The following is a 23,954-nucleotide window of genomic DNA, read 5'->3' as shown; positions in this document are numbered from 1 at the left end:
CTACCAACTATGAGGATAACTACAAGTGAAAGTTTACTCAGGTTGCTGATTAGATAAGCCGCGCTTTGATTTTAAATGCCCATCAGGGTTGCGCTCACCGGTCCCAATAAACACACCATCAGCTAAGACCTTAATGGCCCCTTCGGGTAAATCTGTGCCTAGTACTACGGCTTGGCCATGGCTGAACGCAACACCCTGCTCTTTACTAATTTCTACGACGGGTAAATCAACCAGCGCACTATCCATTGGCAATAGCAGTTCATCAAGGTATGTAGAAGGGGCAACCTCCTCTTCTTTAGCCTTCGCTAATAGAGTTTCAAGGTGCTCAAGCGAGACCATTTTGTCTTTAGGATAATGGCCAACCGCCGAACGATGCAACATAATAACATGTGCGCCACAGCCTAGGTTTTCGCCTAAATCATCTACAATGGTACGGATGTATGTACCCTTAGATACATGCGCAGTCATTTGCACTTCATTGTTTGCTTCATCAAACTCATCAAGCGATAAACTAAACACGTTTATTTTTCGACACTTTCGCGGTACTTCAATGCCCTCACGCGCGTATTTATATAAAGGTTTACCTTCATATTTAAGTGCCGAGTACATTGATGGATACTGATCTGACTCGCCTAAAAACTTTTTAATTTCTGCAGCTAACTGTTCCGTGGTAACGTTTACATCACGGGTTTCCACCACTTCGCCATCTGAATCAGAGGTAGTTGTTCGCTCCCCTAGTTTTGCTCTTACCACATAGGTTTTATCTGTATCGAGCAAAAATTGGGTAAATTTAGTCGCTTCACCAAAGCAAATAGGCAGCATGCCAGTGGCCAGTGGATCTAGCGCACCGGTATGACCTGCTTTTTGAGCAAAATAAATACCTTTAGCTTGCTGTAGGGCTTTGTTCGACGAAATGCCTTGAGGTTTGTTTAACAACAAAATACCATCAATCGGACGGCCTTTACTGCGTCTAGCCATTAGTCTTTAGTGCCTTCTTCGCTATCAGTTTCATCATCAACATGTTTAGCGTTATCTTCGCGTATAACCGAGTCCACTAAGTTAGAGATACGCATCCCTTCCATTAGTGAGTTATCTACTACAAACTTAAGCTCAGGCATTATACGAGCACGAATACGCTTACCCAGTAACGAGCGAATATAGCCCGTTGCTTCGTTAAGTATTTTTGCGCTTTCTTTTGCTTTGTTCTCATCTTCGGTATTAAACACCGTAATAAAAACTTTTGCGTAAGATAAATCGCGCGATACTTCTACCGCAGACACTGTCACCATGCCTAAGCGCGGATCTTTAATTTCGCGTTGTAAAATAACAGCAATTTCTTTTTGAATTTGCTGAGCAACACGATCAGTGCGAGAAAATTCTCTCATGATTGTTTTCCTAAAATCATAACTTACTGAATTAAAATAATAAGTTAATTAAATAATGGATACAGAAATGGGGGCAAAGCCCCCATTTACAATCTTAGCTTACGAGCAATTAAAGTGTACGTTGTACTTCAACTGTCTCAAATACTTCGATTTGGTCACCAACGCGCACGTCATTGTAGTTCTTAACACCGATACCACATTCCATGCCGTTACGTACTTCTTGAACGTCATCTTTAAAGCGACGTAGTGACTCAAGCTCACCTTCGTAAATAACCACGTTATCACGTAATACACGAATTGGTGCGCTGCGTTTAATAGTACCTTCAGTCACCATACAACCAGCAATTGCGCCAATTTTTGGAGACTTAAATACGTCACGCACTTCAGCAAGACCGATAATCTCTTGCTTAAACTCAGGCGCAAGCATACCCGACATGGCTTGCTTAACTTCTTCAATTAAGCTGTAGATAACACTGTAGTAACGTAAGTCTAAGTTTTCAGTATCAATCACTTTACGTGCAGATGCGTCAGCACGCACGTTGAAGCCAACTACGATTGCGTTAGATGCAGCAGCAAGTGTTGCATCAGTTTCAGTGATACCACCTACGCCAGAACCAACAATCTTCACTTTTACTTCATCAGTAGAAAGCTTAGTTAGTGAGTCTGAAATCGCTTCGATTGAACCTTGAACGTCTGCTTTAAGTACCACGTTAACTTCAGATACATCGCCTTCAGCCATGTTAGTAAACATGTTTTCAAGCTTCGCTTTTTGCTGACGAGCAAGTTTAACGTCGCGGAATTTACCTTGACGGTATAAAGCAACTTCACGCGCTTTACGCTCATCTTTAACAACAGTCGCTTCATCACCTGCTGCCGGAATACCTGATAGACCTAAAATCTCTACAGGAATAGAAGGACCCGCTGATTTAATGTCTTTACCGTTTTCGTCTTTCATTGCACGAACACGGCCGTATTCAAGGCCACACAGTACGATATCACCTTGGTTAAGGGTACCGGATTGAACTAAGATAGAAGCAACTGGGCCGCGTCCTTTATCAAGACGAGATTCAATTACAACACCTGCTGCCATGCCTTCTGATGGAGCGCGAAGCTCTAAAAGCTCAGATTGCATAAGAACAGCTTCTAGTAAGTCATCAATACCTAAGCCTGTTTTAGCTGAGATATGAACGTACTGCGTATCACCGCCCCAATCTTCAGGAATAACGTCTAGCTGAGCTAGTTCGTTTTTAACGCGATCTGGGTCTGCGCCTTCTTTATCCATTTTGTTTACAGCGATGATTAAAGGAACGCCAGCTGCGCGAGCATGCTGTACCGCTTCTTTAGTCTGTGGCATTACACCATCGTCTGCTGCAACCACTAGGATTACAATATCTGTTGCTTTAGCACCACGTGCACGCATTGATGTAAACGCGGCGTGACCTGGTGTATCTAAGAAAGTGATCATGTTGCCGTTAGTTTCAACGTGGTATGCACCAATGTGCTGTGTAATACCACCGGCTTCGCCTGATGCAACTTTAGCAGAACGAATGTAATCAAGCGTTGATGTTTTACCGTGGTCAACGTGACCCATTACAGTTACTACTGGTGCACGCGGCTCAGACTTACCATCTTCATGGCGGTCATTTAGTACTGTTTGCTCTAATTCGTTTTCTTTAACAATGATAACTTTGTGGCCCATTTCTTCAGCAACAAGTTGTGCTGTTTCTTGGTCAATTACCTGGTTAATGGTAACCATGTCACCCATTTTCATCATTGTTTTAACAACTTCAGCGCCTTTAACTGCCATGCGTGATGCAAGCTCTGCAACTGTAATTGTTTCGCTAATACGCACTTCGTTTTTAACATCTGCTGTTGGTTTTTGGAAACCGTGTTGTAGCGATGTAGGTGCTTTTAGCTTACCTTTACGGCCTTTACCACCTGCAAATTTATCTTTTGCTGGGGCTTTTTTCTTTTTCTTAGCACGGCGTGCGCCTTGCTCATCACGTGCATCGGCAACATCTTCTGCCTCACGTGCGTAAGTAGAAGTCGTAAGATGGTGATCCGCTGTTTCTTCGCGTTTCTTACGTTCTTCTTCCTCTTTCTTCCAGCGAGCTTCATTCTCTTCAGCTAGCTTTCTTGCCTCTTCTGCTTGACGTTTCGCTTCTTCTTCAGCTTTCTTCAATGCGGCCTCTTCTGCTTCTTTCTGCAGACGCTCAGCTTCGATGCGATCTTTCTCAGACTTAGCACTTTGCTCTGGGGTCATCTGCTGTTGTTTAGCCTTACGCTCTGCTTCTGCTTTGCGCTTAGCTTCTTCTTTGGCTTTACGATCAGCTTCTTCTTTTGCTTTACGTTCTGCCTCTTGTTTCGCTTTTAATTCTGCGGCTTCTTGTGCAGCTTTTTGCTGCTCTTCGATACGCGCTTTTTCTTCAGCGGCTAGACGCTGCTGCTCTTGTTCTTGCTCAATTGCGCTTTTTTTCACGTAAGTACGTGTTTTGCGAACTTCAACTTGAACAGCCTTTGCTTTACCCGTAGAACCAGTCACACTTAATGTGCTTTTGCTCTTACGCTGTAAAGTCATGCGTGCTGGGCCTTCTGAACCAGTACCACCGTGCGATTTGCTTAAGTGATCTAGTAGCTGTGCTTTTTCAGCCTCAGTTACATTATCACCCGCTTTTTTAGTGATACCCGCTTGTGAAAATTGCTGAAGCAATTTATCAACAGTTGTACCTATATCGCCGGCTAGTTTTTCAACATTTACTTCTGCCATAGTGTGTAATACCTCCGTTAATAAATTACTCGTCTGCGAACCAACAAATATTACGTGCAGCCATAATTAGCTCACCTGCTTTTTCAGGTGAAAGCTCTGTAATATCTACTAATTCATCAATACCTTGCTCAGCTAAGTCTTCAAGTGTTACTACACCTTTGCTTGCCATAACAAATGCTAGATGGCGTTCTAAACCCTCAAGCGCAAGTAAGTCTTCAGCCGGTTCTACACCTTCTAAGCTTTCTTCCGTTTTAAGTGCTTTAGTTGTTAATGCATCTTTAGCGCGTGAACGCAGCACATCAACTGTTTCTTCATCTAAGCCGTCGATTTCTAAAAACTCTGAAGCAGGCACATAGGCTACTTCTTCAAGTGTTGAGAAACCTTCGTTAATAAGTAATGATGCAAATTCATCATCAATATCTAAATTTTCAGTAAATAAGTTGATTAACTTATCTGACTCGGCTTCATTTTTAGCGCGCATGTCATCAACCGTCATTACGTTTAGTTCCCAACCAGTTAATTGGCTAGCTAAACGAACATTTTGACCATTACGACCAATTGCTTGTGCTAGGTTATCGGCTTCTACTGCGATATCCATTGAGTGAGTGTCTTCATCCATTACGATTGAAGCCACTTCTGCTGGTGCCATTGCATTAATTACAAATTGTGCCGGGTTGTCATCGTAAAGTACGATATCAACACGCTCGCCACCAAGTTCTGATGATACAGCTTGAACACGGGCACCACGCATGCCAACACACGCACCTACTGGGTCAATACGCTTGTCATTTGATTTAACGGCAATTTTAGCGCGTGAACCCGGATCGCGTGCTGCAGCACGAAGCTCAATCATTTCTTCGCCAATCTCTGGCACCTCAATGCGGAATAATTCCATCAGCATTTCTGGTTTTGAACGCGTTACGAATAACTGTGCGCCGCGTGCTTCAGGTTTAACTTCGTATAGAAGACCACGGATACGATCTCCTGGACGGAAGTTTTCACGTGGCAGCATATCGTCACGGTAAATAACTGCTTCGGCGTTGTTACCTAAATCAAGTACGATTGCATCACGTGTTGCTTTTTTAACGACACCTGTTACTAGCTCGCCTTCTTGATCTTTATACGCTTCTACAACTAAAGCGCGCTCAGCTTCACGTACTTTTTGTACGATAACTTGCTTTGCCATTTGTGTAGTTATGCGGTCGAATTTGATAGATTCAATCTGTTCTTCAACATAATCACCCAGTTGCAAGTCAGGTTCTTCAACTTGAGCTGCTTCTAATGTGATTTCGCTGTAAGGATTTTCTAATGAACCATCTTCTTGAATTTCTGCAATCTTCCAACGACGGAATGTATCGTAATCGCCAGTTTTGCGGTCGATAGATACGCGCACTTCAATTTCGCCATCGTGTTTTTTCTTTGTCGCTGTTGCTAGAGCGAACTCTAACGCTTCAAAAATCTTTTCTTTTGGAACCGCTTTCTCATTGGAAACGGCTTCAGCAACTAATAATATCTCTTTTGCCATGGGTAATGCCTCGCTTGCCCTATTCCTTCGCACTCGAATTAAAACTTTGCGATGATGTTCGCACGTTCGATATTGCTAAGCATGATTAAGTGCTCTTCGCCATCGCTTTTAAGTGTGATCATATCACTGCTAACTGCTACTAAGTCGCCTTTAAAATTACGGCGACCATCTTGTGGAAGCTTAGTACGCACGCGTACTTCCTCTCCTTGCGCCTTCTCGTAGTGATCTTGTTTGAATAATGGACGATCAACACCAGGAGACGATACTTCCAAATCATATTCGTTTGTAATTGGGTCTTCGACGTCTAAAATCGCACTAATTTGGCGACTCGCATCCGCACAATTATCAACAGATATCCCATCCTCATGGTCAATGTAAACCCTTAAGGTAGAATGGCGGCCTGCTTGTACAAACTCAAGACCATGTAATTCAAAGCCTAACATTTCTACTGCAGGCGTTAGCATGGTTAATAAATCTTGCTCAAGTTTTGTCACGAAAATCCTCCATACAAACAAAAAAAGGGCTTATAGCCCTAAAATACTGAGTTTAAGTTTTGATTTAATGACAAGACAAAAAATCAATGGTGCAGATACAACAACGCCCCGAACCAAGCGGGGCGTCACACCAATAAAGCATAAAACTGTGTGGCCTTTGGCCAAGCTTGGCTGCGGGTCATTTTACTGACCTAATTAAACTACATTAGCTTAAACGCAAAACGCGCATTACTTAGAATGCGCGATACAGAATTTAGTAAGGTTATACCTATACTATAAAAATTGGTTGCGGGAGCCGGATTTGAACCGACGACCTTCGGGTTATGAGCCCGACGAGCTACCAGGCTGCTCCATCCCGCGCCAATAGATATCAAACCTAAAATTCAATATCGCTGTTAGTGGTTAATCAACCGCTAAACAATGGCGGCTATTATAAGGATATACGGGGTAATTAGCAACCATAATAACTAATAAGTTTGATAAAATCAGTGACCCCCCATTTTAAGCTTCGCTAGTATGTATTATGATTATGCAGACATTAAAATGGTAATTGTAGCGTCACTAACATCTACGTAAAAAGCCGTATATTCATAAATAAAATGTCTAAAATTCATAAAAATGATACAAATTTATGCTTTTTACGTTTAGATTACGTGCGATATGTGAGCGACGCACTATACTAAAAGCTCTCCGATGTGGATAAAAATAAAAATTACAAAATTTAATGAGATTGCTAATGAATACTTATCAGCCACAGTTAATTAAAAGTTTGCATATAGTTAAGCCAAACTTTCACGCGTTTACAGCACGCTTTCATGCCAAGCTTGAAGAGTCAAACATTACAATGCAATACCCAAGTGCGGCCTACTTTAACGAAAAAAGTTACATACTGTATTGCGTTTTAGAACGCATAGTTAGGCATTTAAATAACCCATCATCTGTTGCCCCCTTTTTAGCCTTTCACTTGCAATATTTAAAAAAGAGGAATGTTACGCCAAGGGAAATATCACTACTTTGTGACGCCTTTTACGACACACTAAGCGAGCACCTAGGACGTTTTTTTACAGCACAAACGCAAGTTGCTTGGCAAAAAGCGCTTCGTTATTTTGAAAGCTTTGCTAATACAACATTGTTTAATAAAACAAATGTTATTTCGCTAGAACAAAAAATATCTCAACTTCGCGCAAATAAGGTTTAAAAGACTCACTGATTTTTTGGTTATGAGCAGACTTTCTAGATCTGTGTTGTCGATTTTTACGTACAACTATATTTAGGTGGTTTATGTCTCGTTTTAAGGTTTTGCGCCTGATATTAGGTGATCAACTCAATGCTTCACATTCGTGGTTTAAAGAAAAAAGCCCTGATACGCTTTATTTAATCGCCGAGTTAAATCAAGAAACCTGCTATGTTAAGCACCATGTGCAAAAGTTATGTGCTTTTTTTTATGCGATGGAGCGTTTTGCTACGGCTTTACAAAGCGCTAATTACAGCACACTTCACCTTACCCTTGATGATACCCACCAAGACAAAACCTTACCCGACTTGATTACGCGAATAGCTAAACAGTACCAATGCAGTGAAATACATTATCAATACCCTGATGAATACAGGCTCAAAGCACAGCTGAGCAAGTTTAAGAAAGAATCACCTTTTACCGTTAAAGCCTATGACACTGAACATTTTTTGCTGCCATTTGAACGTATTAACGAACAATTTGAAAAAAACAAACATGTGACTATGGAGCACTTTTACCGTGCTATGCGCAAACAATACAATATTCTTATGGATGGGAGTAGCCCACAAGGAGGACAATGGAACTTTGATAGTAAAAACAGAAATAAATTTAAAAAAGCAGATTTAAACGCTATTCCCCCGCCAAAAGTATTTGATAACGATGTTAGCAATATCATTAGCAGACTTAAAAAACATAACGTAAATTACTTTGGTCAAATAAACCCTAAGCAGCTCCCGTGGCCGCTTACTCGCAACCAAGCAAAAACCTGTTTAGAGTATTTTTGCACTCACCTATTAAAAAACTTTGGCCAGTTTCAAGATGCAATGACCGATCAAGTCGCCAATAACGCAAGCTTGTACCATAGCCGTTTATCGTTTGCTTTGAATGCAAAACTAATCCACCCACTGTACGTTATAAAGCGTGTAATTGACGAATATAATGCTCACCCTGATACAATTTCGATTTCTCAAGTAGAGGGCTTTGTTAGGCAGATCCTAGGTTGGCGTGAGTACGTCCGCTGTATATATTGGGTAAACATGCCCGACTATGCACAAAAAAATCAATTACAGGCAAAGCAGTCGTTACCGAATTACTTTTGGGATGGTGATTTAAAAATGAATTGTTTAAGTCATGCTTTAACTCAGAGCTTAGACACCGCCTACGCTCACCATATTCAACGGTTAATGATCATTGGTAATTTTTGCTTATTAACGGGCGTTGACCCTAATGAGGTCGACCAGTGGTATTTGGGGGTTTATATTGATGCCATTGAATGGGTTGAAATGCCTAACACCCGTGGTATGAGCCAATTTGCAGATGAGGGTATTATTGCCACTAAACCCTATGCAGCCAGTGGTAATTACATTAATAAAATGAGTGATTACTGCAAAAACTGTCACTACGATGTTAAACAAAAAGTAGGTGATAAGGCGTGCCCTTACAATAGCTTATATTGGCAATTTATGGACAAACACCGCGCACTACTTGAAAAAAATCCACGCATCGGCATGGTATATAGAAACTGGGATAAACAAGCGCCTGAGCTCCAACAACAGACCTTAGACCAAGCGAATTATTATTTAACGCGCATAAACGAGTTATAGAAAACAAAAAAGCCGCCTAAGCTTAGGCGGCTACAATCAAAAAATATATAAACTAGCGATTACTTACCTTCAATTAGGTTGCTAGCGCCAATTTCAATTTTGCGAGGTTTAAGTGCTTCCGGAATTTCGCGCTCTAGGTCTATGCTGAGCAGACCGTTAGCTAAATCGGCACCAAGTACCTTTACATGATCCCCTAGTTGAAACTTACGCTCAAAGTTACGCTCTGCTATACCTTGATGAATAAACTTGCGTTCTGCATTTTCATCTTTATTTGGTTTAGTGCCTGCAACTTTTAAAGTGTTGTTCTCTGACTCAATGGTCAGTTCATTTTCACTAAAGCCAGCAACGGCCATAGTGATTCTGTATTTGTCTTTATCGAGCGCTTCAATGTTGTAAGGGGGAAAGCTAGGCTGCTTGTCTGTACGCGCTGCCGCATCCATTAAAGATGCTAAATGATCGAAGCCGATGAATGAACGATAAAGTGGTGATAAATCTACTGTACGCATAATAATATCCTCATATTTAAGCGATATAATGTTGTTACTTTTCGTTTGAACAAGTACAACATAATTAAATTAATAATATAAATTTCAATAACTTCTGTATTTTTGGGACCCATCAGGCGTCCTCACTAAACTATTTATGGGCAGTAAAATAGTTTTCAAGTAATTTTTATTAAAAAAGTGAAAAAAATAAAAAGGGCACAAAAATGTGCCCTCATCGTCTATTCAACAAATTACTCAGTACACGTTACTTAATAAAAGTACCGCGAATTGGGTAGTCGTTTTCGCGTGAAAATTTAATACCGCCTAACAACTGCTTAAGGCTTGGGCGAACAAATGGACTATTTGATTTATCAAGCATTTGCACTTGGTTGTCTTCGTTTAAAACAATAATGCAAGGCTCAGCAAAGGGGTGATCTGTTTCAGCATCACTACGCGGCTCACTAATGTATAAGCCTAAATCTGTCATTTGCTCCATGGTCAAATTGTAATAAAGGGGGTAATTTACATCTATTTTTTCAAGATGCTTTTTAAGCTGCTCTTCGCTATCGCCACTTACTGCTACAACTTCTACACCTGCGCTGGCAAAATCGTCATGCATTGTTGCAAGCTCGTTGAGCTGCTCGGTACATTTAGGGCAATGCTGGCCTCTGTACACCACTATCATTTTCCAAGGTTTGTCGCTTACGCGGTCAACTAAATTCACGTCGTTGTTATCTAAATCGCTTACCACTAAAGGCTGCATTACACTTGCTGGCTGTAAATTAACGTTACTCATTGTGATCTCCTTTTACTATTAAACTTAGGGTGTAGTGATAGAGCTTAGGGTATCTTTGTTTATTTCAACCATGAAAATGTAACTGAGAACGAAATAACAGGCGACTCGCTTTTATTAAGTAGCATTAGGACAGTATAAACACCAAGCAGGTGTAAGTAAGAAACGTAAAGCTAACTCCAACCTTTTATTTTTCTGTAAATAGTCGAGGCGCTTACACCCAAATAGGCCGCAGCAAGTGGAATGTTATCATCGCATACCGCTATTGCCGACTCTATTGCTCTTTTTTCAACCTGCCAAAGGGGCTCTATGTCGTGCACGCCCATAAGTGAGTTAGTTTGTAATGGCTCTGAAGATTGGGATGGGCTAGTATTTTTGCTTGGAATAGCAGAATTAACACCGAATGAGCTTGGTAGCATATCTAGCTCAACAATTTCACCATCATTAATAACAACTATATTTTCTATAACATTTTGCAGCTCACGAATATTACCGGGCCAATCGTAGTTGCAAAAAAGATTTTCAACTTCTTTTGAAAAACGATGGAACAACTTAGCGTTACTTTCACTTTTTTGTTTTAAAATATGCTTTGCAAGCAACATAATATCGCCAGCTCGCTCACGCAGCGGTGGTAATTTTACAGGAATAACATTAAGTCTGTAGTATAAATCTTCCCTAAAACGCCCTTCAGCAACTTCAACTACGGGACTTCTATTTGTTGCACACACTAGCCTAACATTACTGTGTAAAACCTCGCTACTGCCTACTCGATTAAACGCGCCTGTTTGCAGAAAACGTAATAGTTTAGCTTGCAAATTAAGCTCCATTTCACACAACTCATCTAAAAATAAAGTGCCACCATTTGCCACTTCTACAGCGCCTTTTCTATCACTTAACGCGCCGCTAAAAGCCCCTTTTACATGACCAAAAAACTCGGATTCAAATAGCTCTCCAGGAATAGCAGCACAGTTAATGGCTATAAACGGCCCTTCACTTCTTGGACTCGTGTCGTGTAACGTTTGCGCGCACACCTCTTTCCCTGTACCACTTTCACCAGTAATAAAAACACATGCTTTACTTCGTGCTGCACTATCTAAAAGCCTAAACACTGTTTGCATTGCGAGTGACTCACCAATAAATGCTGAAGTGCTTGGTGCTTTTTGTTTTTGAACTTTAACAGCAGGAGTGGTTTTCTGTGAAAGCGCACTATCAACTGCGCTTACTAAGCGCTGCCCTGAAAACGGTTTCTCTAAAAAATCAAAGCCTCCTAAGCGCATTGCCTCAACAGCTACATCAATAGAGCTATTTGAGGTGATCATCACGACATTCGCTGGCTTTTCCTGTTTTTTTACAAACTGCAGCACCTCTAAACCACTAATATCGGGTAAACAAACGTCCTGCACAATAACGTCGGGCATCGTGTCTTTTATAGCAACCAAGGCTGAATAACCATCGGTAAAGTGCCGGCATTCATGGCCAGCCTGCTCTAGTTGGCTGGCGTATAGAGCCCCACTTGCAATACTATCTTCAACAATATAAATCAGTGCTTTTTCTTGAGGATCGTTCATAGCAGAACCTTTTAAGTAATATTTTGTGCAATAACTTGATATGCAGCATGGGTTTTTTCTAGATTATGTTGAACGATTTGGGCAGCATGGATATTTTCTTCAATGGTAACCGGTGGGTAATCATGTAACTGGCTAGCTAGGGCTGCCAAAGTTAAAGCACCGTAAAGCGCGGCAGAATTTTTAAGTACGTGCATTATATCTTTAATATTATCTTCATCTTGCTCATCAATAGCTTGTTTAAGTCGAAGTCGCATTTCCTCTAATTCAGTAATAAATAAATTTACCAGCCTTACTAAAGTGAGTGAGCCAACATCTTGCTCTAATTGCGCTAGCACATGTGCTTGAGTAATGGTGTTGTCTATATGTTCTTCTGGTATTGGCATATCAGGCCTTTATTTATTATTGTAATGTAATGCTTCACTAGGTTTATACTTTTAGAGTAAGTCGTTTTTCGCATTTTGCAAATTGAAACATTCAGTTAAGTTACATTTTTACCCAAGTCTCCGTATTATTAGCTAAACTACTTGGTCTTCCGAGTAAGTAACCTTGTGCTACATCACACCCTAGCTGCTCTAATATTTGTAATTGCTCGCGCTGTTCAATCCCCTCAGCAATGGTTTCAAGGCCTAACCTTTGCGCCATAGCGATAATTGCGCTGCACAACGTAAAATCCTCATTGTTAGTTGTAATACCGCTTATAAAACTACGGTCTATTTTTAGCCCATCAATATTAAACTGCCGTAAAAGCCCCAGCGAAGCATAGCCCGTACCAAAATCGTCTAGCCAAATTTTCACCCCTTCTTTGTGAAAATGCTCAAATGTTTTGGCTATACGCTGAGGACTTTTGATTAACGCTGTTTCTGTTAATTCTACTTTTATGGCCGCTGGATCTATCTGATATTTATCGAGTAAAGTCATTACTTTAGAGAACACATTCCCTTCAATAATTTGGATAGGTGAAATGTTTAGTGAAATAGTTATATCGTCCATACCTATCTTTCTCATTTCGCTTAAGTCACTCAGTGTTTGCTTAAAAATCCAATCCCCCAAATCTAAAATCATGCCTGATTGCTCCACATGCGGTATAAATTCGTCGGGGCCAACCGCACCATAGCGTGAAGATTCGCAACGTACTAAAGACTCAAAGCCAACTAGTTGACCACTAGTTAAAGACACAAGAGGCTGATAAACCATATTAAAGCAATGGTTTTTCATAGCATGCGTCATAATTTGCTCTAGTTCGTGCCAGCGTGCAATGTTGACCGTATTGGTAGGCTCTAAGCTTTTAAACGCATTCATAAATTTCTCCACAAATAAAGGCAAAACATAAACTTGTTATACATTAGCAATATATAGACCAAAAATACGTATAAAAGAATAAATAAAGTCTATACTTTCAATGAGTTAAATTTATCTATTTAGCTTGAAATCATCTGGAGGGATATTTGCATTTTGCAAATCACACTGACACGCAAGTTGAGGAAAAACACGTAAAAAAATGGCGTTTTGCGTTTATAGATCAGCATGAAATAAAAAGGCTGACCTAATTACTTAGAGTCAGCCAAAAAATACTAAAGGGGAAGTATTGTTTAATTGTTTAAACCTTGCGAGCCTGATTGCTCAGCTTGCTCATTGATGTTTTGGGCGTAATTTAATGAAGCACTTTCAATAGTGGCATTGTCTAATTCACTATTACTAAATTTATTCGTAAACATCTCAGTATTGCCTTCGTTAACAGGCTCAATAGTAACTGTGCCTCTCAGTGCCGTTGCACCCACAATAACCGCTGCAACAATAATAATAGACAGCACCATTAACTCAGGAGTAAGAACAAAAGACATTTTTTTTGGTTGCTGTTTAACTTTAGTATTAGTTTGCATAATAGACACCTTAAAATCATATGACGATATAATAAATTTGTAACTGCGATTATTTCGCTTTACTTGATGTCTATGTAGCGAAAGCCATGCCACATTAAATTAAATGAGGATAAAAAATTTAAGTCTTTATAAATCAATAATTAAAATAATGTGTTTAATAGAAGAAGATAAAAACTCGCTGAGTAACCAATTGCATTATGAAATTCAATTTCATTTTGATTTGCAAAATGCAAACCAATTTAAAAATAATTCAAAAGGAGCAGGTATGGATTAGTTTTATAATCAAAAGAAACTAGTATTAAGGTACCAATTAGTCGTTTAGTTAACAGCTTAAGGTTTAGTAAAATAAAAAAATTAATTCATAGTACATTTTAAAACACGTCTTCTACCTTCAAAAAATCATTAACTTTAAATATCGATGTAAGGCCTTATTAGGTCATATTTAGCTTTCATTTAAGCTGTAATACAACGGTGTTACTTTTTACTTTAATAATGACCAAATTTCATTAATACGCTCTAGCTTAGAGTGTTTAACGTCATCAAGTTTTGGTAAGTATTGATTCAAAAGCAGATTAAGTTTTGAGCTAATTATTGGTTTTGCTAAATAGTCATTCATCCCTGCCTTAATAAAACGCTCTTTATCGCCATGAATAGCATTCGCTGTTAGCGCTATAATAGGTGTAACGATAGATAATTCTCTGATTTTTTTAGTCGCAGAAATACCGTCTAAAATTGGCATTTGTATGTCCATAAATATTAGATCTATTGTTTGAGTTTTAACTTTTTCAACTGCCTCTAGTCCGTTGCTAGCTATTTTTACTAAACACCCTTGCTGCTCTAAAAATTGCTGAATGACTATTTGATTATTTTTATTGTCTTCAACAACAAGTACATGTGTACCTTTAAATGGTTGAGCCTTTATTGTGTTTGTATTTTTCGAAATTTCTTTTTTATTAGTAAAAATAATATTAAGGTGAAAAAGCGCTTCCTCAAGTGCAACAATTGCTCTAGGGAGGTGAGAAGGTTTAAAAGGGCCATTTAATCTAAGCATGCCATCGCTTGGTGCCTCTTCCTTTTGGCTCTTACCTAATAAATCTATAAGTAATAGGCACGGCTCATTTAAACGCGGGTGATTTTTTAAAAATTGTTGCGCTGCCTCTAAATCACGCTTGTTAGTTGTAACAATAGCGTCAGGTGTTGCAATAGAGCTTAACTTCGATAGGCTTTGAACACGTGAGTAATCAATAGAATGGCGGGTAAGCATATGCTCTATCGCTGTGTTTAGGGGGGAGTTCTTACTGAACACACAAACATTAGGTTTTTTCGCTCTAGCAGAAAACCCTTCCCTTTGCACTTGCCCGCTTGTGTCTATGAGTAACGGGTAAGTAACAATAAACTCACTCCCTACACCAAACTGGGAGTTGACAGTAATATCACCCCCTGCAGCATCACATATTTGCTTACATATGGCTAACCCTAAACCACTACCGCCATATTCTCGTGTAATAGAATTATCAGATTGAATAAAGGGCTTAAACATACTGTCGAGTTTGTTTTGAGCAATCCCTATACCAGTGTCTTTGAAGCTAAGCTGCAACGTAAATTTATTGTTATTAAATTCGGCACACTGAGCGGTGACGATGAGTGCCCCTTTTTGGGTGAACTTAATAGCATTCGAGAGTAAGTTTATAGCTATTTGTCTTATACGACCATGATCGCCAATCACCTGAACCGGAACATCAGGGTGCAGATCAAAAATGAGCTCAAGCCCTTTTTGTACAGCGCTTTCGCTCACTATATCAATAGCTTCTTCTAAACAAGTGTCGAGACTAAATGGCTGATTATCAATTGAAATTGCTTGTGCTTCAAAACGCGAGTATGTCAATACATCGTCTAATATGCTTAATAACGCATCTGAGCTTGTTTTAATCATCTGAGTGTAACGTTTTTGCTCAGTCGTAAGCCCTGTGTCATGCAAAATATCAGCACACCCAATCACCGCATTTAAAGGTGTACGTATTTCATGACTAATATTTGCCATAAATCGACTTTTAGACTCCGCCAACGACTCTGCCTGATGCTTAGCTTCTAAGAGTATTTGTTCAGCTATCACACGCTCTTGAATATCCACAACGGTAGCGGCTATAGACGTTAAGTGTGTATCGTTCAATGAAGTAATTGGTGTAAGGGTCATTTCAACCCAGTTTGGCTCGTTTAGTGCGTTAGTGAATCTAATATCCAAACGTTTTACTTCTCGGCTGCCATCTGTATAGCTGGCGAGAGCCGTATTTAACTTTTCAACATCCTCACACATTATAAAATTAGCAATGGGCAAACCAAGGTGTTTATTCATGTCAGTTTGAAAGAAATCTTGCCACGCTTTATTCATAAACAATAAACAGCCTTGCGCGTCTAACCGCAATACAATATCAGGGATATTATCGACCACAGAATGGTAGTTATATTCTATTTCGGCCATTGCTTGTTCAGCTTTTACACGCTGGGTAATGTTCGTTTCTATGGCTATAAAATGTTTAACTCTTCCATCGTCGTCTTTTACCGGAGTGGCATCAATAGCCACCCAGTATTCGTTTTGATACTTATCATAATTGACCGTTTCAATTTGAAATGGCTCGGCATTTTTTATCGCTTTAGCCATTAATTGGCGTGATTCTGAGCTGGTTTTTGGTCCTTGCAATAGCTTACCGGGGCTTAGCCCGATGACTTCCTCACATTTATAGCTGGTCAGTATTTCAAAGCTTTTATTAACCCACTCTATTTTACCGAAACGATCGGTAATTATGACTAAATTATTAGTGTGGCTTGCCACTAAAGAGAGTCGCTTGGCATACACTTGTTGCTCGGTGAGCAGGTATTGGTAATCTTTGTGGCGTTGTATATCATGTAAAGAGCCAATAAAACCGCCGTTATCGTCACACGCTAAGCGCATTTCGAACCAATTACTTAGCCCATCATTGTTTTTAACCTGCAGCTCTATGCTAGCGCTAAATGACTCGTCAAAAATAGACTCAATATATGCCGACAGCTTTAATCTGTCTTTAATTTCTAATAAAGAGGTAATTTTTTTACCTATAAGCATGGCCGGTGTAAACCCTAGCTTATTGAGCCACGCTTCGTTGACGTAACTAAAAACTAAATGCTTATCGCATTCAAATACACACTCATCGAGCAAAGCAAGTAGTTTAGTTTGCCTGCGAGTGTTTGATGAAAGTTGCTCAATTAACGCATAGTGGACTTGTACTTGTAGCTCGTCTTTTTCTTCCATTTTCGCCTCATTCATTTACTAACTCGGCATGGCTACACACCTTGGCATAGAGTGGAAAAACGTCTTCACAGTAAAATGTTTGCTCAAATGGCGTTCTGCTTGATGTGCAGTCATTAAGCACCGTTACGTTAAAACCTAGCTCCACAGCTGAACGTGCAGTCGAATCAATACAAATAGAAGTCACCGTGCCAGCCAAAACAATATCGGTTATTCCGTTTTTATTGAGTACATTCGCAAGCTCTGTATGAGTAAAGGCATTGAGCCCTCGTTTACCTGGAATTTGCACAATACGTTCGCCATATTTATCAAACTCTTTAATGCCTTGCGCCCCGTACGAGTTTGCTTTAAAAGCACCAACTTCGGCAATGACTTTTAAAATACCAATGGGGTTTTTAAGCTCGCTGTAATCTTGTGTAAAGTGAATGGGTGTACTAAGCACTAACGCGAATTTGTCTATGTATTTGTCTAACAGCGCTAAGGTGTTATTTACCACACCGGTTACCCGCGATGACTCTTCAACAACTTGATATAAAATGCCATCAGGTGAAAAATAGTCGTTTTGAAAGCCAATAAGTAGCAAAGCTGTTTTTGATAAATCGTTCATAGCGTTATCCTAAATAGAGTTTTAGGCAGCTTGCCAAGGCTTTATAAACTCTTCTAATACCGCTTTTGTAACTGGTTTTTGAAGATAGTGAGTCGCCCCTTTTTCAAAAAGCTGCGCAATTTGCTGCTCTTCAGTAATGCCCGTTAAAATCACTTTTGGTGTATTGTCGTTTGGGGTATTTTGCTTAATGAGTTGCTGGGCTACATCACTGCCAAACATTCCCGGCATACGCTCATCTAACAGCAGTAAATCGAAAGGTTCTTGCTGGGCAATGAGTAAGGCACTTGAGCCATTTTCTGCGCACGTCACGGCGCACCCAAGCATTTCAAGCATAACTTTGGTAGCAACTTGACTTGGTAAGCTATCATCAGCAACCAGGACAGATAATTTATTGTGAGTATTAAGGTTATTTATCGCGTGCACTAAATCAGTATCAAAAAAAGGCCACGCTAATACCGGCTGTGACATAACCTGTTGGTCTTGTAACTCACTGAGCGCATCAAATGCACAAACTTTTATGCTTTGTGAATCGTCATTATTTAAAAGGTGGTTAGCGAGCGCTTCTGCAGATAAGTGACGTGCATCTTCGATATTCAAAACATTATCGTTGCTGCCCTCGGCGAGTTTTAAACCAAAGTTTTGTGCACTTGAATTAACTAAGTAGTGAATGCTTTGGTGTAAATCTGGGTTACTATTTGATGCATTGACCCACTCCTTACCTGTACCAACAGATAATATTGGCTCACGGGTTGCTAGCAAACCATGAATGTCAATGGTGCGCATTTCAGGGTTAGAGTCTACCCAGTAATTTAAATTAACACCCTGTAAATTGGCCTCTACTGTTAGCACAAAATGGCTTTTAGCGGCTTTTAACGAAGGCAAAATAAACGCCTCACATTGTATAATCATCTGCTCAGGGGCAATCTGTAAACAAATATAATTACACTGTAATTTGTTGATGAGAGTAATTGGCACATTGGTGTTATTTGTTTTGCAAAAGCGTGCAATTACCCCTTGGATAATTTCTAGTACATGGCTGTTATTACTCATCATCATTCCTAACAGGTTGGCTATGCACTTAAATATCAATTTATATGCCACCTGCATGCCATTACTAATACGATGAATTTATTAGGTTTAAAAACTACTTAACTTAAAGGCAATCGAGTTTTTGCAAATTGCAATTCAAAATGCATGGCAAATGAAAAATTAAGCGACTTTACATAAAAACAGAACTTAACAATCGATTTTTTGCGCTTTAAATTATTTATTAATCGTTTAATATGAACCTAAATTTATTGAGGAGAGTATTATGCTTACTGTAATTTTTGGCCGCGAGGGCTGCCCTTTTTGTGTACGTGCTAAAGACGTAGCCGAGCAACTATCTAATGAGCGTGATGATTTTAAATTTCGTTATATCGATATCATCAAAGAAGGTATTAGCAAAGCTGATTTAGAAAAGTCTGCAGGTAAACCCTGTCCAACTGTGCCGCAAATTTTTGTAGATCAAACACACATTGGTGGATTTACTGAATTTGAAGCCTACGCTAAAGAAAACCTAGGGCTATACAAATAACCCTATGTATATAGCTTGTTAACCAGTTTAAAAAATCAAAAACTTAAACTGGTTAAATTTCGACCAACATCAATCACATACAAATTAGTTGTAATTTATACAAGCAATTGCCTCGTATTTCCTATACAATGCGCGCCTCTTTAAATTCGTTGAGGCGTATTAATGTCAGAACCAGTCACGTTTGAATCTCTAAATCTTTCTCCTGCAATTTTAAAGGCAGTTGAAGAGTTGGGTTACAAGACACCATCTGAAATCCAAGCTCAATGTATACCGTTATTGCTAGAAAGAAAGGACGTACTGGGACTAGCACAAACGGGTACAGGTAAAACAGCAGCATTTGCACTGCCGTTACTAAACAATATTGACCCGTCTGTGAAACAGCCACAGATCCTTGTACTCACACCAACCCGTGAGCTTGCGATCCAAGTTGCTGAGGCATTTGAACAATATGCAAAAGGTACTCGTGGTGTAGAAGTATTAGCACTATACGGTGGCCAAAGCTACAGCATTCAATTAAGCGCACTTCGTCGTGGCGCACAAATTATTGTTGCTACTCCAGGTCGATTAATCGATCACATTAACCGTGGCACTATCAAGTTTGATGCTTTACAAGCACTAGTACTTGATGAAGCCGATGAAATGTTACGTATGGGCTTTATCGATGATGTAGAAAGCATCATGGAAAAAACGCCACGTGAAAAGCAAACATGTCTTTTCTCAGCAACCATGCCTAAGCAAATTCAAAACATCAGCAGTAAATATATGAATAACCCTGAACAGGTTCATATTTCTGCTAGAAACTCAACGACATCATCTGTTGAGCAAGTGTTTTGGAATGCTCACGTACATAAAAACAAAGCCATTGTTCGTTTCTTAGAAGCAGAGCAATACGAAGGCGCTATTGTTTTTGTACGTACACGTAACGACACAGTGCAACTTGCTGAGTTATTAGAGCGCGAAGGTTTCTCTGCAGCTCCACTTAATGGTGACATGAACCAGCAAGCACGTGAGCGCACGGTTGACCGTTTAAAAAGCGGAATGATCAACATCGTTATTGCAACAGATGTAGCAGCACGTGGTCTTGATGTTGACCGTTTAAGCTTAGTTATCAACTACGATATTCCGCAAGACTCAGAAGCTTACGTTCACCGTATTGGCCGTACAGGTCGTGCTGGACGTACTGGTAAAGCGATTTTATTTGTTAAGCATAACGAACGTTACTTGCTTAAAAATATTATTCGCCATACTAAATCTGAAATTGCACAAGTTGAACTACCTACAGCTAAAGTAGTTGAAGAAAAGCGTATTAATGCGTTAAAAGAAAAGCTTACGCTTGCTCTTGAAAACAAAGACATTACGTTCTTCAATGAAGTAGCTGCTAGCATGGCGCAAAAACTAGACTTATCTTTAGAAGACTTAGCAGGTGCGTTACTGTGTTTAGCACAGCAACAGTCACCAATTAAAGTTGAAGAAGTGAAGGTTCAACCTCGTAACGAGCGTAATTCACGTAACGAGCGTGGCGATCGTGGTCGCCGTGGTGACCGCCCTGAGCGTAAACCTCGCGAGCGTAACAGCCGCGATGTAGGCCCTATGGATACTTACCGTATCGAAGTGGGTCGTGAGCACGGTGTACAGGTTAAAAACATTGTAGGCGCGATTGCTAACGAAGCGGACATCTCAAGCAAGTTTATTGGTGACATTCGTCTACACGACAGTCACAGTACGGTACAATTGCCGCAAAACATGCCTAAAGATGTACTTGATCACTTCCAAAAAGTGTTTATTTGTAAACGCCCAATGGGTATGACACTAACAAAAGATCAAGGCCCAGCTGAGCCACGTGGTGAACGCGCTGAGCGTCCAAGTGGCGACAGAAAGCGCAACTTTAACAAAGACAACCAACGCGGTGATAAGCGTGGCGGTCCTCGTAAAGAACGTCGTCCTGTAAGCTTCACATCTAACTAAGCGTTATAGCTTATGTTATAAAAAACCTTGCCACGAAAGTGCCAAGGTTTTTTTGTTTTAAAGCTACTGCTTTAGTAAAAAATCAAAATTATATAAACTAAGAAAAAACTATAATTCACGGATGAATTAAAATTGAAAAAATATTATGACAACTTGCTCTTTGCAGCAATAATTGGCTTCCCAATTCTGAGTATTGCCACGCTTATACTAATGGATTTTACCGATCCAACATTTATTGAAAATAAAATTTATGAGGCTATTTTTTATATAGCGCTTCCTATTTTTTGCGGGGCATTATTTATCTATCTCCATATACTTGTAATCAAAAAATATAGACGCTGCAGTACATACAGAGAGCATCTTAAAGATAGCTTTTCAGATACAAAAACGAAGTTATCAATAATCCTTACATACCCATTATTTCCTATCTTAATCTACGCAACTCTTTATTTTGCATTCTCTGCTCCTATTAAGTTATGGGCTTACTACACGCAGGGCGATTATTGGTATAAGGAATATATCCTCACTGATGTGCAAGAATGTGGATCGGATTATGAAGATAGCTGTACTCGTTTGTACTTTAAGGACCCTAAAACGAGTGAAATTCATGATTTTAGATGGTACGACGATAGGTCTACAATAATGAACAGCAAAAACGATTATGTGTATATTGTTGGTGAGGCGAGTTTATTTGGCTATATAGTGAGAGAATTAGAAAGGTAATAAAAACTTTTTATGCATTACAGCATTTTTATATAAAAAACCTCACTCAAATGAGTGAGGTTAATAAACCAAGGTTTAATTATGGTAACGTTGGGTAAACGTAGCTCGCATCTAACCCTAACGGAATACCGAGCGCCCAATACCCTAGCAAGAAAATACTCCAGCCAATCATAAAGGCGATTGAGTAGGGGATCATAAGTGCGATGAGCGTACCTATACCCGTATCTTTTACGTACTTTTGGCAGTACACCACAACCAATGGGAAGTACGGCATAAGTGGGGTAATAATGTTTGAGCTAGAGTCTCCGATTCTGTAAGCCGCTTGGGTTAAATCAGGTGATATACCTAGTTGCATTAACATTGGCACAAAAATAGGCCCAAGTAACGCCCACTTTGCTGAGCTGGAGCCAACGAACAAATTTACAAAACCGGTTAAAAATATAATACCCACAACAGTTACAGCGCTGGGCAACTCCATTGCTTTTAAAAGCTGAGCCCCTTCAATGGCCATCAACGCCCCTAAGTTAGACTTAGAAAACGCAGCAATAAACAACGCACAAAAGAACGCCATAACAATGTAGTAAGCCATACCACTCATTGCTGTACTCATCGCATCTATCATATCTTTTGAGGTTTTAAAGGTGCCAACGGTAAAACCATACACGGCACCAGGTATCCAAAATAATAAAAAGATTAGCGGCACGATAGATTGCATAAGGGGCGATCTAAAATTAGTTAGTGAGCCATCGGCACTGCGCATTGCCGAATCGGCAGGAGCGGATACAAATGCAAGTAAAGCCAGCCCTGCAATCATTACGCTACTAGCTATAAAAAAAGCGCGTTTTTCATCACTTTTAGCTTCATCAAACGCGGGTAAGTTTTGGGTATCTTCATTAAGTGGTGTGTTTTTTAACCGAGGCTCTATTATTTTGTCAGTGATATACCAGCCTAATAACACAATAAATAAGCTCGAAGCAGAAGTGAACGCCCAATTATTAAGGGGGTTTATCGACATATCGGGGTTAATAATTTGCGCCGCACTTTGCGTAAAGCTTTGCAGTAATGGGTCTATTCCTGATGGAATAAAGTTAGCGCCAAAACCGCCGCTCACCCCGGCAAATGCCGCTGCAATACCCGCTAACGGGTGTCGCCCTGCGGCAAAGAAAATAACACCCGCTAATGGGATCACCAATACGTAGCCAGCATCGGTAGCTGTATGGCTTACAATAGCCACCAAAATGACTGAAGGGGTTAACAGTTGTCTTGGGGTAACTTTAAGCATTAGCTTAAGGCCCGTATTGATATAGCCCGAGTGTTCAGCCACTCCCACACCTAACATGGCAACCAGCACCACCCCTAGCGGTGCAAAGCCCGTAAAGGTTTTTACCATAGAAGATAAAAACGAGGCGAGCGAGTCACCCTCTAATAGGTTATTTACAACAATGGCTTGACCTGTCCGTGGGTCTAGCGCGTCAAAGCTCACCCCCGACAGTAACCACGAGCACAACCAAATAAGTAACATAGCGAATAAGAAAATAATCGCCGGATCGGGAAGTTTGTTACCCACCCGCTCCACAAAATTTAAAAAACGTGCGATTAACCCTGTAGGTACCGCAGCTTGATTATTATTGTTCATTTAAAGCTCCCAAAATAGGTTTAAGTAACAATATACTATTAATGTGTAACAGTAAATTAACTAATAAATCTATTATGGGCACAAATAGAGCATAAAAAAACGCGGCTTCATTATCGTTGCCGCGTTTTTATAATTGTGAACTAAACATCCGTTAAGCGAGGGCTTTCACTTCTTCCCAAAGCCTAACAACCAAGGTTTTATCTTCTTCGTTTAGCTCGCCATTGCGGTATGCTTTTACTAAGCTTTGCTCCACAGTTTCGTTGAGCTCATCAATAGAAATTGTCAGCTCTTCTACTTGGGCATAGCCTACTGCAAGGTCGTAATGTCCGCGCAAGTAACCACCAGCGAACAGCTCATCATCTGTTGCTTTAATTACTAAATCATCAAAGTATTGCTGCGCAGCATCAATATAATTCACTAAACTCATTG

Annotated in this window: 21 protein-coding genes and 1 tRNA gene; 5 read left to right on the top strand and 17 right to left on the bottom strand. The window is 40.0% G+C overall.

Annotated elements, in window-relative coordinates; genetic code table 11:
- Window positions 1-33: 33 nt before the first annotated feature.
- The 6 genes from truB to CWC17_RS00645 all read right to left on the bottom strand — a co-directional run bounded on the left by truB (window position 34) and on the right by CWC17_RS00645 (window position 6,531).
- On the bottom strand, window positions 34-978 hold the full coding sequence (gene truB / locus CWC17_RS00670) for a tRNA pseudouridine(55) synthase TruB (RefSeq protein ID WP_138611816.1): 945 nt from the start codon (window positions 976-978) through the stop codon (window positions 34-36).
- Entirely contained in the window at window positions 978-1,385 is a 408-nt protein-coding gene (rbfA, locus tag CWC17_RS00665) for a 30S ribosome-binding factor RbfA (RefSeq protein ID WP_004585886.1), read from the bottom strand. The genes truB and rbfA overlap by 1 nt, the downstream gene beginning before the upstream one ends.
- A 109-nt stretch (window positions 1,386-1,494) precedes the next feature.
- Complete coding sequence (infB, locus tag CWC17_RS00660; RefSeq protein ID WP_055013989.1) at window positions 1,495-4,152, bottom strand: translation initiation factor IF-2; 2,658 nt, start codon at window positions 4,150-4,152, stop codon at window positions 1,495-1,497.
- 25 nt (window positions 4,153-4,177) lie between these two features.
- The gene (gene nusA / locus CWC17_RS00655) at window positions 4,178-5,677 is read right to left on the bottom strand and encodes a transcription termination factor NusA (protein WP_055013990.1); all 1,500 of its coding nucleotides are present in this window, start codon (window positions 5,675-5,677) and stop codon (window positions 4,178-4,180) included.
- 38 nt (window positions 5,678-5,715) lie between these two features.
- Window positions 5,716-6,171, bottom strand: a complete 456-nt coding sequence (gene rimP, locus CWC17_RS00650; protein ID WP_004585883.1) for a ribosome maturation factor RimP — start codon at window positions 6,169-6,171, stop codon at window positions 5,716-5,718.
- Window positions 6,172-6,454: 283 nt separating this feature from the next.
- Window positions 6,455-6,531: transfer RNA gene (locus tag CWC17_RS00645), tRNA-Met, on the bottom strand.
- A 376-nt stretch (window positions 6,532-6,907) separates the two neighbouring features.
- On the opposite strand from CWC17_RS00645, the gene CWC17_RS00640 reads away from it, so the two are divergent.
- Window positions 6,908-7,369: a globin gene (locus CWC17_RS00640; protein ID WP_055013991.1), complete on the top strand. Its 462-nt coding sequence runs from the start codon at window positions 6,908-6,910 to the stop codon at window positions 7,367-7,369.
- Window positions 7,370-7,452: 83 nt separating this feature from the next.
- Window positions 7,453-9,009, top strand: a complete 1,557-nt coding sequence (locus CWC17_RS00635; RefSeq protein ID WP_138611815.1) for a cryptochrome/photolyase family protein — start codon at window positions 7,453-7,455, stop codon at window positions 9,007-9,009.
- 59 nt (window positions 9,010-9,068) lie between these two features.
- Here CWC17_RS00635 and CWC17_RS00630 read toward each other — a convergent pair whose 3' ends face one another.
- The 9 genes from CWC17_RS00630 to CWC17_RS00590 all read right to left on the bottom strand — a co-directional run bounded on the left by CWC17_RS00630 (window position 9,069) and on the right by CWC17_RS00590 (window position 18,675).
- Complete coding sequence (locus CWC17_RS00630; RefSeq protein WP_055013993.1) at window positions 9,069-9,515, bottom strand: Hsp20 family protein; 447 nt, start codon at window positions 9,513-9,515, stop codon at window positions 9,069-9,071.
- A gap of 244 nt (window positions 9,516-9,759) precedes the next feature.
- Window positions 9,760-10,290 carry a peroxiredoxin-like family protein gene (locus tag CWC17_RS00625; protein WP_138541710.1) on the bottom strand — a complete coding sequence of 177 codons (531 nt, stop codon included), beginning with the start codon at window positions 10,288-10,290 and terminating at the stop codon, window positions 9,760-9,762.
- 170 nt (window positions 10,291-10,460) lie between these two features.
- A complete protein-coding gene (locus CWC17_RS00620) occupies window positions 10,461-11,855 on the bottom strand; it encodes a sigma-54-dependent transcriptional regulator (protein WP_055013995.1) in 1,395 nt (464 codons plus the stop codon).
- Window positions 11,856-11,866: 11 nt separating this feature from the next.
- Window positions 11,867-12,238 carry an Hpt domain-containing protein gene (locus tag CWC17_RS00615; protein ID WP_055013996.1) on the bottom strand — a complete coding sequence of 124 codons (372 nt, stop codon included), beginning with the start codon at window positions 12,236-12,238 and terminating at the stop codon, window positions 11,867-11,869.
- 100 nt (window positions 12,239-12,338) lie between these two features.
- Window positions 12,339-13,154 (bottom strand): putative bifunctional diguanylate cyclase/phosphodiesterase, encoded by an 816-nt coding sequence (locus CWC17_RS00610; protein WP_249929243.1) that lies wholly within the window; start codon window positions 13,152-13,154, stop codon window positions 12,339-12,341.
- 290 nt (window positions 13,155-13,444) lie between these two features.
- Window positions 13,445-13,735, bottom strand: coding sequence for a hypothetical protein (locus tag CWC17_RS00605; RefSeq protein WP_055013997.1), 291 nt, complete (start codon window positions 13,733-13,735; stop codon window positions 13,445-13,447).
- A 481-nt stretch (window positions 13,736-14,216) separates the two neighbouring features.
- Complete coding sequence (locus CWC17_RS00600; RefSeq protein ID WP_171042058.1) at window positions 14,217-17,021, bottom strand: PAS domain-containing hybrid sensor histidine kinase/response regulator; 2,805 nt, start codon at window positions 17,019-17,021, stop codon at window positions 14,217-14,219.
- A gap of 7 nt (window positions 17,022-17,028) precedes the next feature.
- Window positions 17,029-17,625 carry a cysteine hydrolase family protein gene (locus CWC17_RS00595; RefSeq protein WP_138611813.1) on the bottom strand — a complete coding sequence of 199 codons (597 nt, stop codon included), beginning with the start codon at window positions 17,623-17,625 and terminating at the stop codon, window positions 17,029-17,031.
- A 21-nt stretch (window positions 17,626-17,646) separates the two neighbouring features.
- On the bottom strand, window positions 17,647-18,675 hold the full coding sequence (locus CWC17_RS00590; RefSeq protein ID WP_138611812.1) for a response regulator: 1,029 nt from the start codon (window positions 18,673-18,675) through the stop codon (window positions 17,647-17,649).
- Window positions 18,676-18,937: 262 nt separating this feature from the next.
- Here CWC17_RS00590 and CWC17_RS00585 point away from each other — a divergent pair, with 262 nt between their 5' ends.
- The 3 genes from CWC17_RS00585 to CWC17_RS00575 all read left to right on the top strand — a co-directional run bounded on the left by CWC17_RS00585 (window position 18,938) and on the right by CWC17_RS00575 (window position 21,889).
- Complete coding sequence (locus tag CWC17_RS00585) at window positions 18,938-19,201, top strand: GrxA family glutaredoxin (RefSeq protein ID WP_004587283.1); 264 nt, start codon at window positions 18,938-18,940, stop codon at window positions 19,199-19,201.
- Window positions 19,202-19,363: 162 nt separating this feature from the next.
- Window positions 19,364-21,166: a DEAD/DEAH box helicase gene (locus CWC17_RS00580; protein WP_138611811.1), complete on the top strand. Its 1,803-nt coding sequence runs from the start codon at window positions 19,364-19,366 to the stop codon at window positions 21,164-21,166.
- Between the two features lie 132 nt (window positions 21,167-21,298).
- On the top strand, window positions 21,299-21,889 hold the full coding sequence (locus CWC17_RS00575; RefSeq protein WP_138611810.1) for a hypothetical protein: 591 nt from the start codon (window positions 21,299-21,301) through the stop codon (window positions 21,887-21,889).
- A gap of 79 nt (window positions 21,890-21,968) precedes the next feature.
- On the opposite strand, the gene CWC17_RS00570 is transcribed toward CWC17_RS00575, so the two are convergent.
- Both CWC17_RS00570 and CWC17_RS00565 read right to left on the bottom strand, forming a co-directional pair.
- The gene (locus CWC17_RS00570; RefSeq protein ID WP_138541715.1) at window positions 21,969-23,525 is read right to left on the bottom strand and encodes an AbgT family transporter; all 1,557 of its coding nucleotides are present in this window, start codon (window positions 23,523-23,525) and stop codon (window positions 21,969-21,971) included.
- 151 nt (window positions 23,526-23,676) lie between these two features.
- Window positions 23,677-23,952 carry a YfcL family protein gene (locus tag CWC17_RS00565; protein WP_055014003.1) on the bottom strand — a complete coding sequence of 92 codons (276 nt, stop codon included), beginning with the start codon at window positions 23,950-23,952 and terminating at the stop codon, window positions 23,677-23,679.
- Window positions 23,953-23,954: the final 2 nt, after the last annotated feature.

Origin of the sequence: Pseudoalteromonas sp. S3785 (assembly GCF_005887365.1) — a bacterium.
GTDB lineage: Bacteria > Pseudomonadota > Gammaproteobacteria > Enterobacterales > Alteromonadaceae > Pseudoalteromonas.
This window is presented reverse-complemented; position numbering and strand designations above follow the sequence as displayed.

Coding starts and splice junctions, on each gene's coding strand:
- CWC17_RS00570 (WP_138541715.1), bottom strand. CDS start 23,525: ATGAACAATAATAATCAAGCTGCGGTACCTACAGGGTTAATCGCACGT.
- CWC17_RS00585 (WP_004587283.1), top strand. CDS start 18,938: ATGCTTACTGTAATTTTTGGCCGCGAGGGCTGCCCTTTTTGTGTACGT.
- infB (WP_055013989.1), bottom strand. CDS start 4,152: ATGGCAGAAGTAAATGTTGAAAAACTAGCCGGCGATATAGGTACAACT.
- CWC17_RS00610 (WP_249929243.1), bottom strand. CDS start 13,154: ATGAATGCGTTTAAAAGCTTAGAGCCTACCAATACGGTCAACATTGCA.
- CWC17_RS00620 (WP_055013995.1), bottom strand. CDS start 11,855: ATGAACGATCCTCAAGAAAAAGCACTGATTTATATTGTTGAAGATAGT.
- CWC17_RS00630 (WP_055013993.1), bottom strand. CDS start 9,515: ATGCGTACAGTAGATTTATCACCACTTTATCGTTCATTCATCGGCTTC.
- truB (WP_138611816.1), bottom strand. CDS start 978: ATGGCTAGACGCAGTAAAGGCCGTCCGATTGATGGTATTTTGTTGTTA.
- CWC17_RS00600 (WP_171042058.1), bottom strand. CDS start 17,021: ATGGAAGAAAAAGACGAGCTACAAGTACAAGTCCACTATGCGTTAATT.
- CWC17_RS00590 (WP_138611812.1), bottom strand. CDS start 18,675: ATGAGTAATAACAGCCATGTACTAGAAATTATCCAAGGGGTAATTGCA.
- nusA (WP_055013990.1), bottom strand. CDS start 5,677: ATGGCAAAAGAGATATTATTAGTTGCTGAAGCCGTTTCCAATGAGAAA.
- rbfA (WP_004585886.1), bottom strand. CDS start 1,385: ATGAGAGAATTTTCTCGCACTGATCGTGTTGCTCAGCAAATTCAAAAA.
- CWC17_RS00625 (WP_138541710.1), bottom strand. CDS start 10,290: ATGAGTAACGTTAATTTACAGCCAGCAAGTGTAATGCAGCCTTTAGTG.
- CWC17_RS00580 (WP_138611811.1), top strand. CDS start 19,364: ATGTCAGAACCAGTCACGTTTGAATCTCTAAATCTTTCTCCTGCAATT.
- CWC17_RS00635 (WP_138611815.1), top strand. CDS start 7,453: ATGTCTCGTTTTAAGGTTTTGCGCCTGATATTAGGTGATCAACTCAAT.
- CWC17_RS00595 (WP_138611813.1), bottom strand. CDS start 17,625: ATGAACGATTTATCAAAAACAGCTTTGCTACTTATTGGCTTTCAAAAC.
- CWC17_RS00640 (WP_055013991.1), top strand. CDS start 6,908: ATGAATACTTATCAGCCACAGTTAATTAAAAGTTTGCATATAGTTAAG.
- CWC17_RS00565 (WP_055014003.1), bottom strand. CDS start 23,952: ATGAGTTTAGTGAATTATATTGATGCTGCGCAGCAATACTTTGATGAT.
- CWC17_RS00615 (WP_055013996.1), bottom strand. CDS start 12,238: ATGCCAATACCAGAAGAACATATAGACAACACCATTACTCAAGCACAT.
- CWC17_RS00605 (WP_055013997.1), bottom strand. CDS start 13,735: ATGCAAACTAATACTAAAGTTAAACAGCAACCAAAAAAAATGTCTTTT.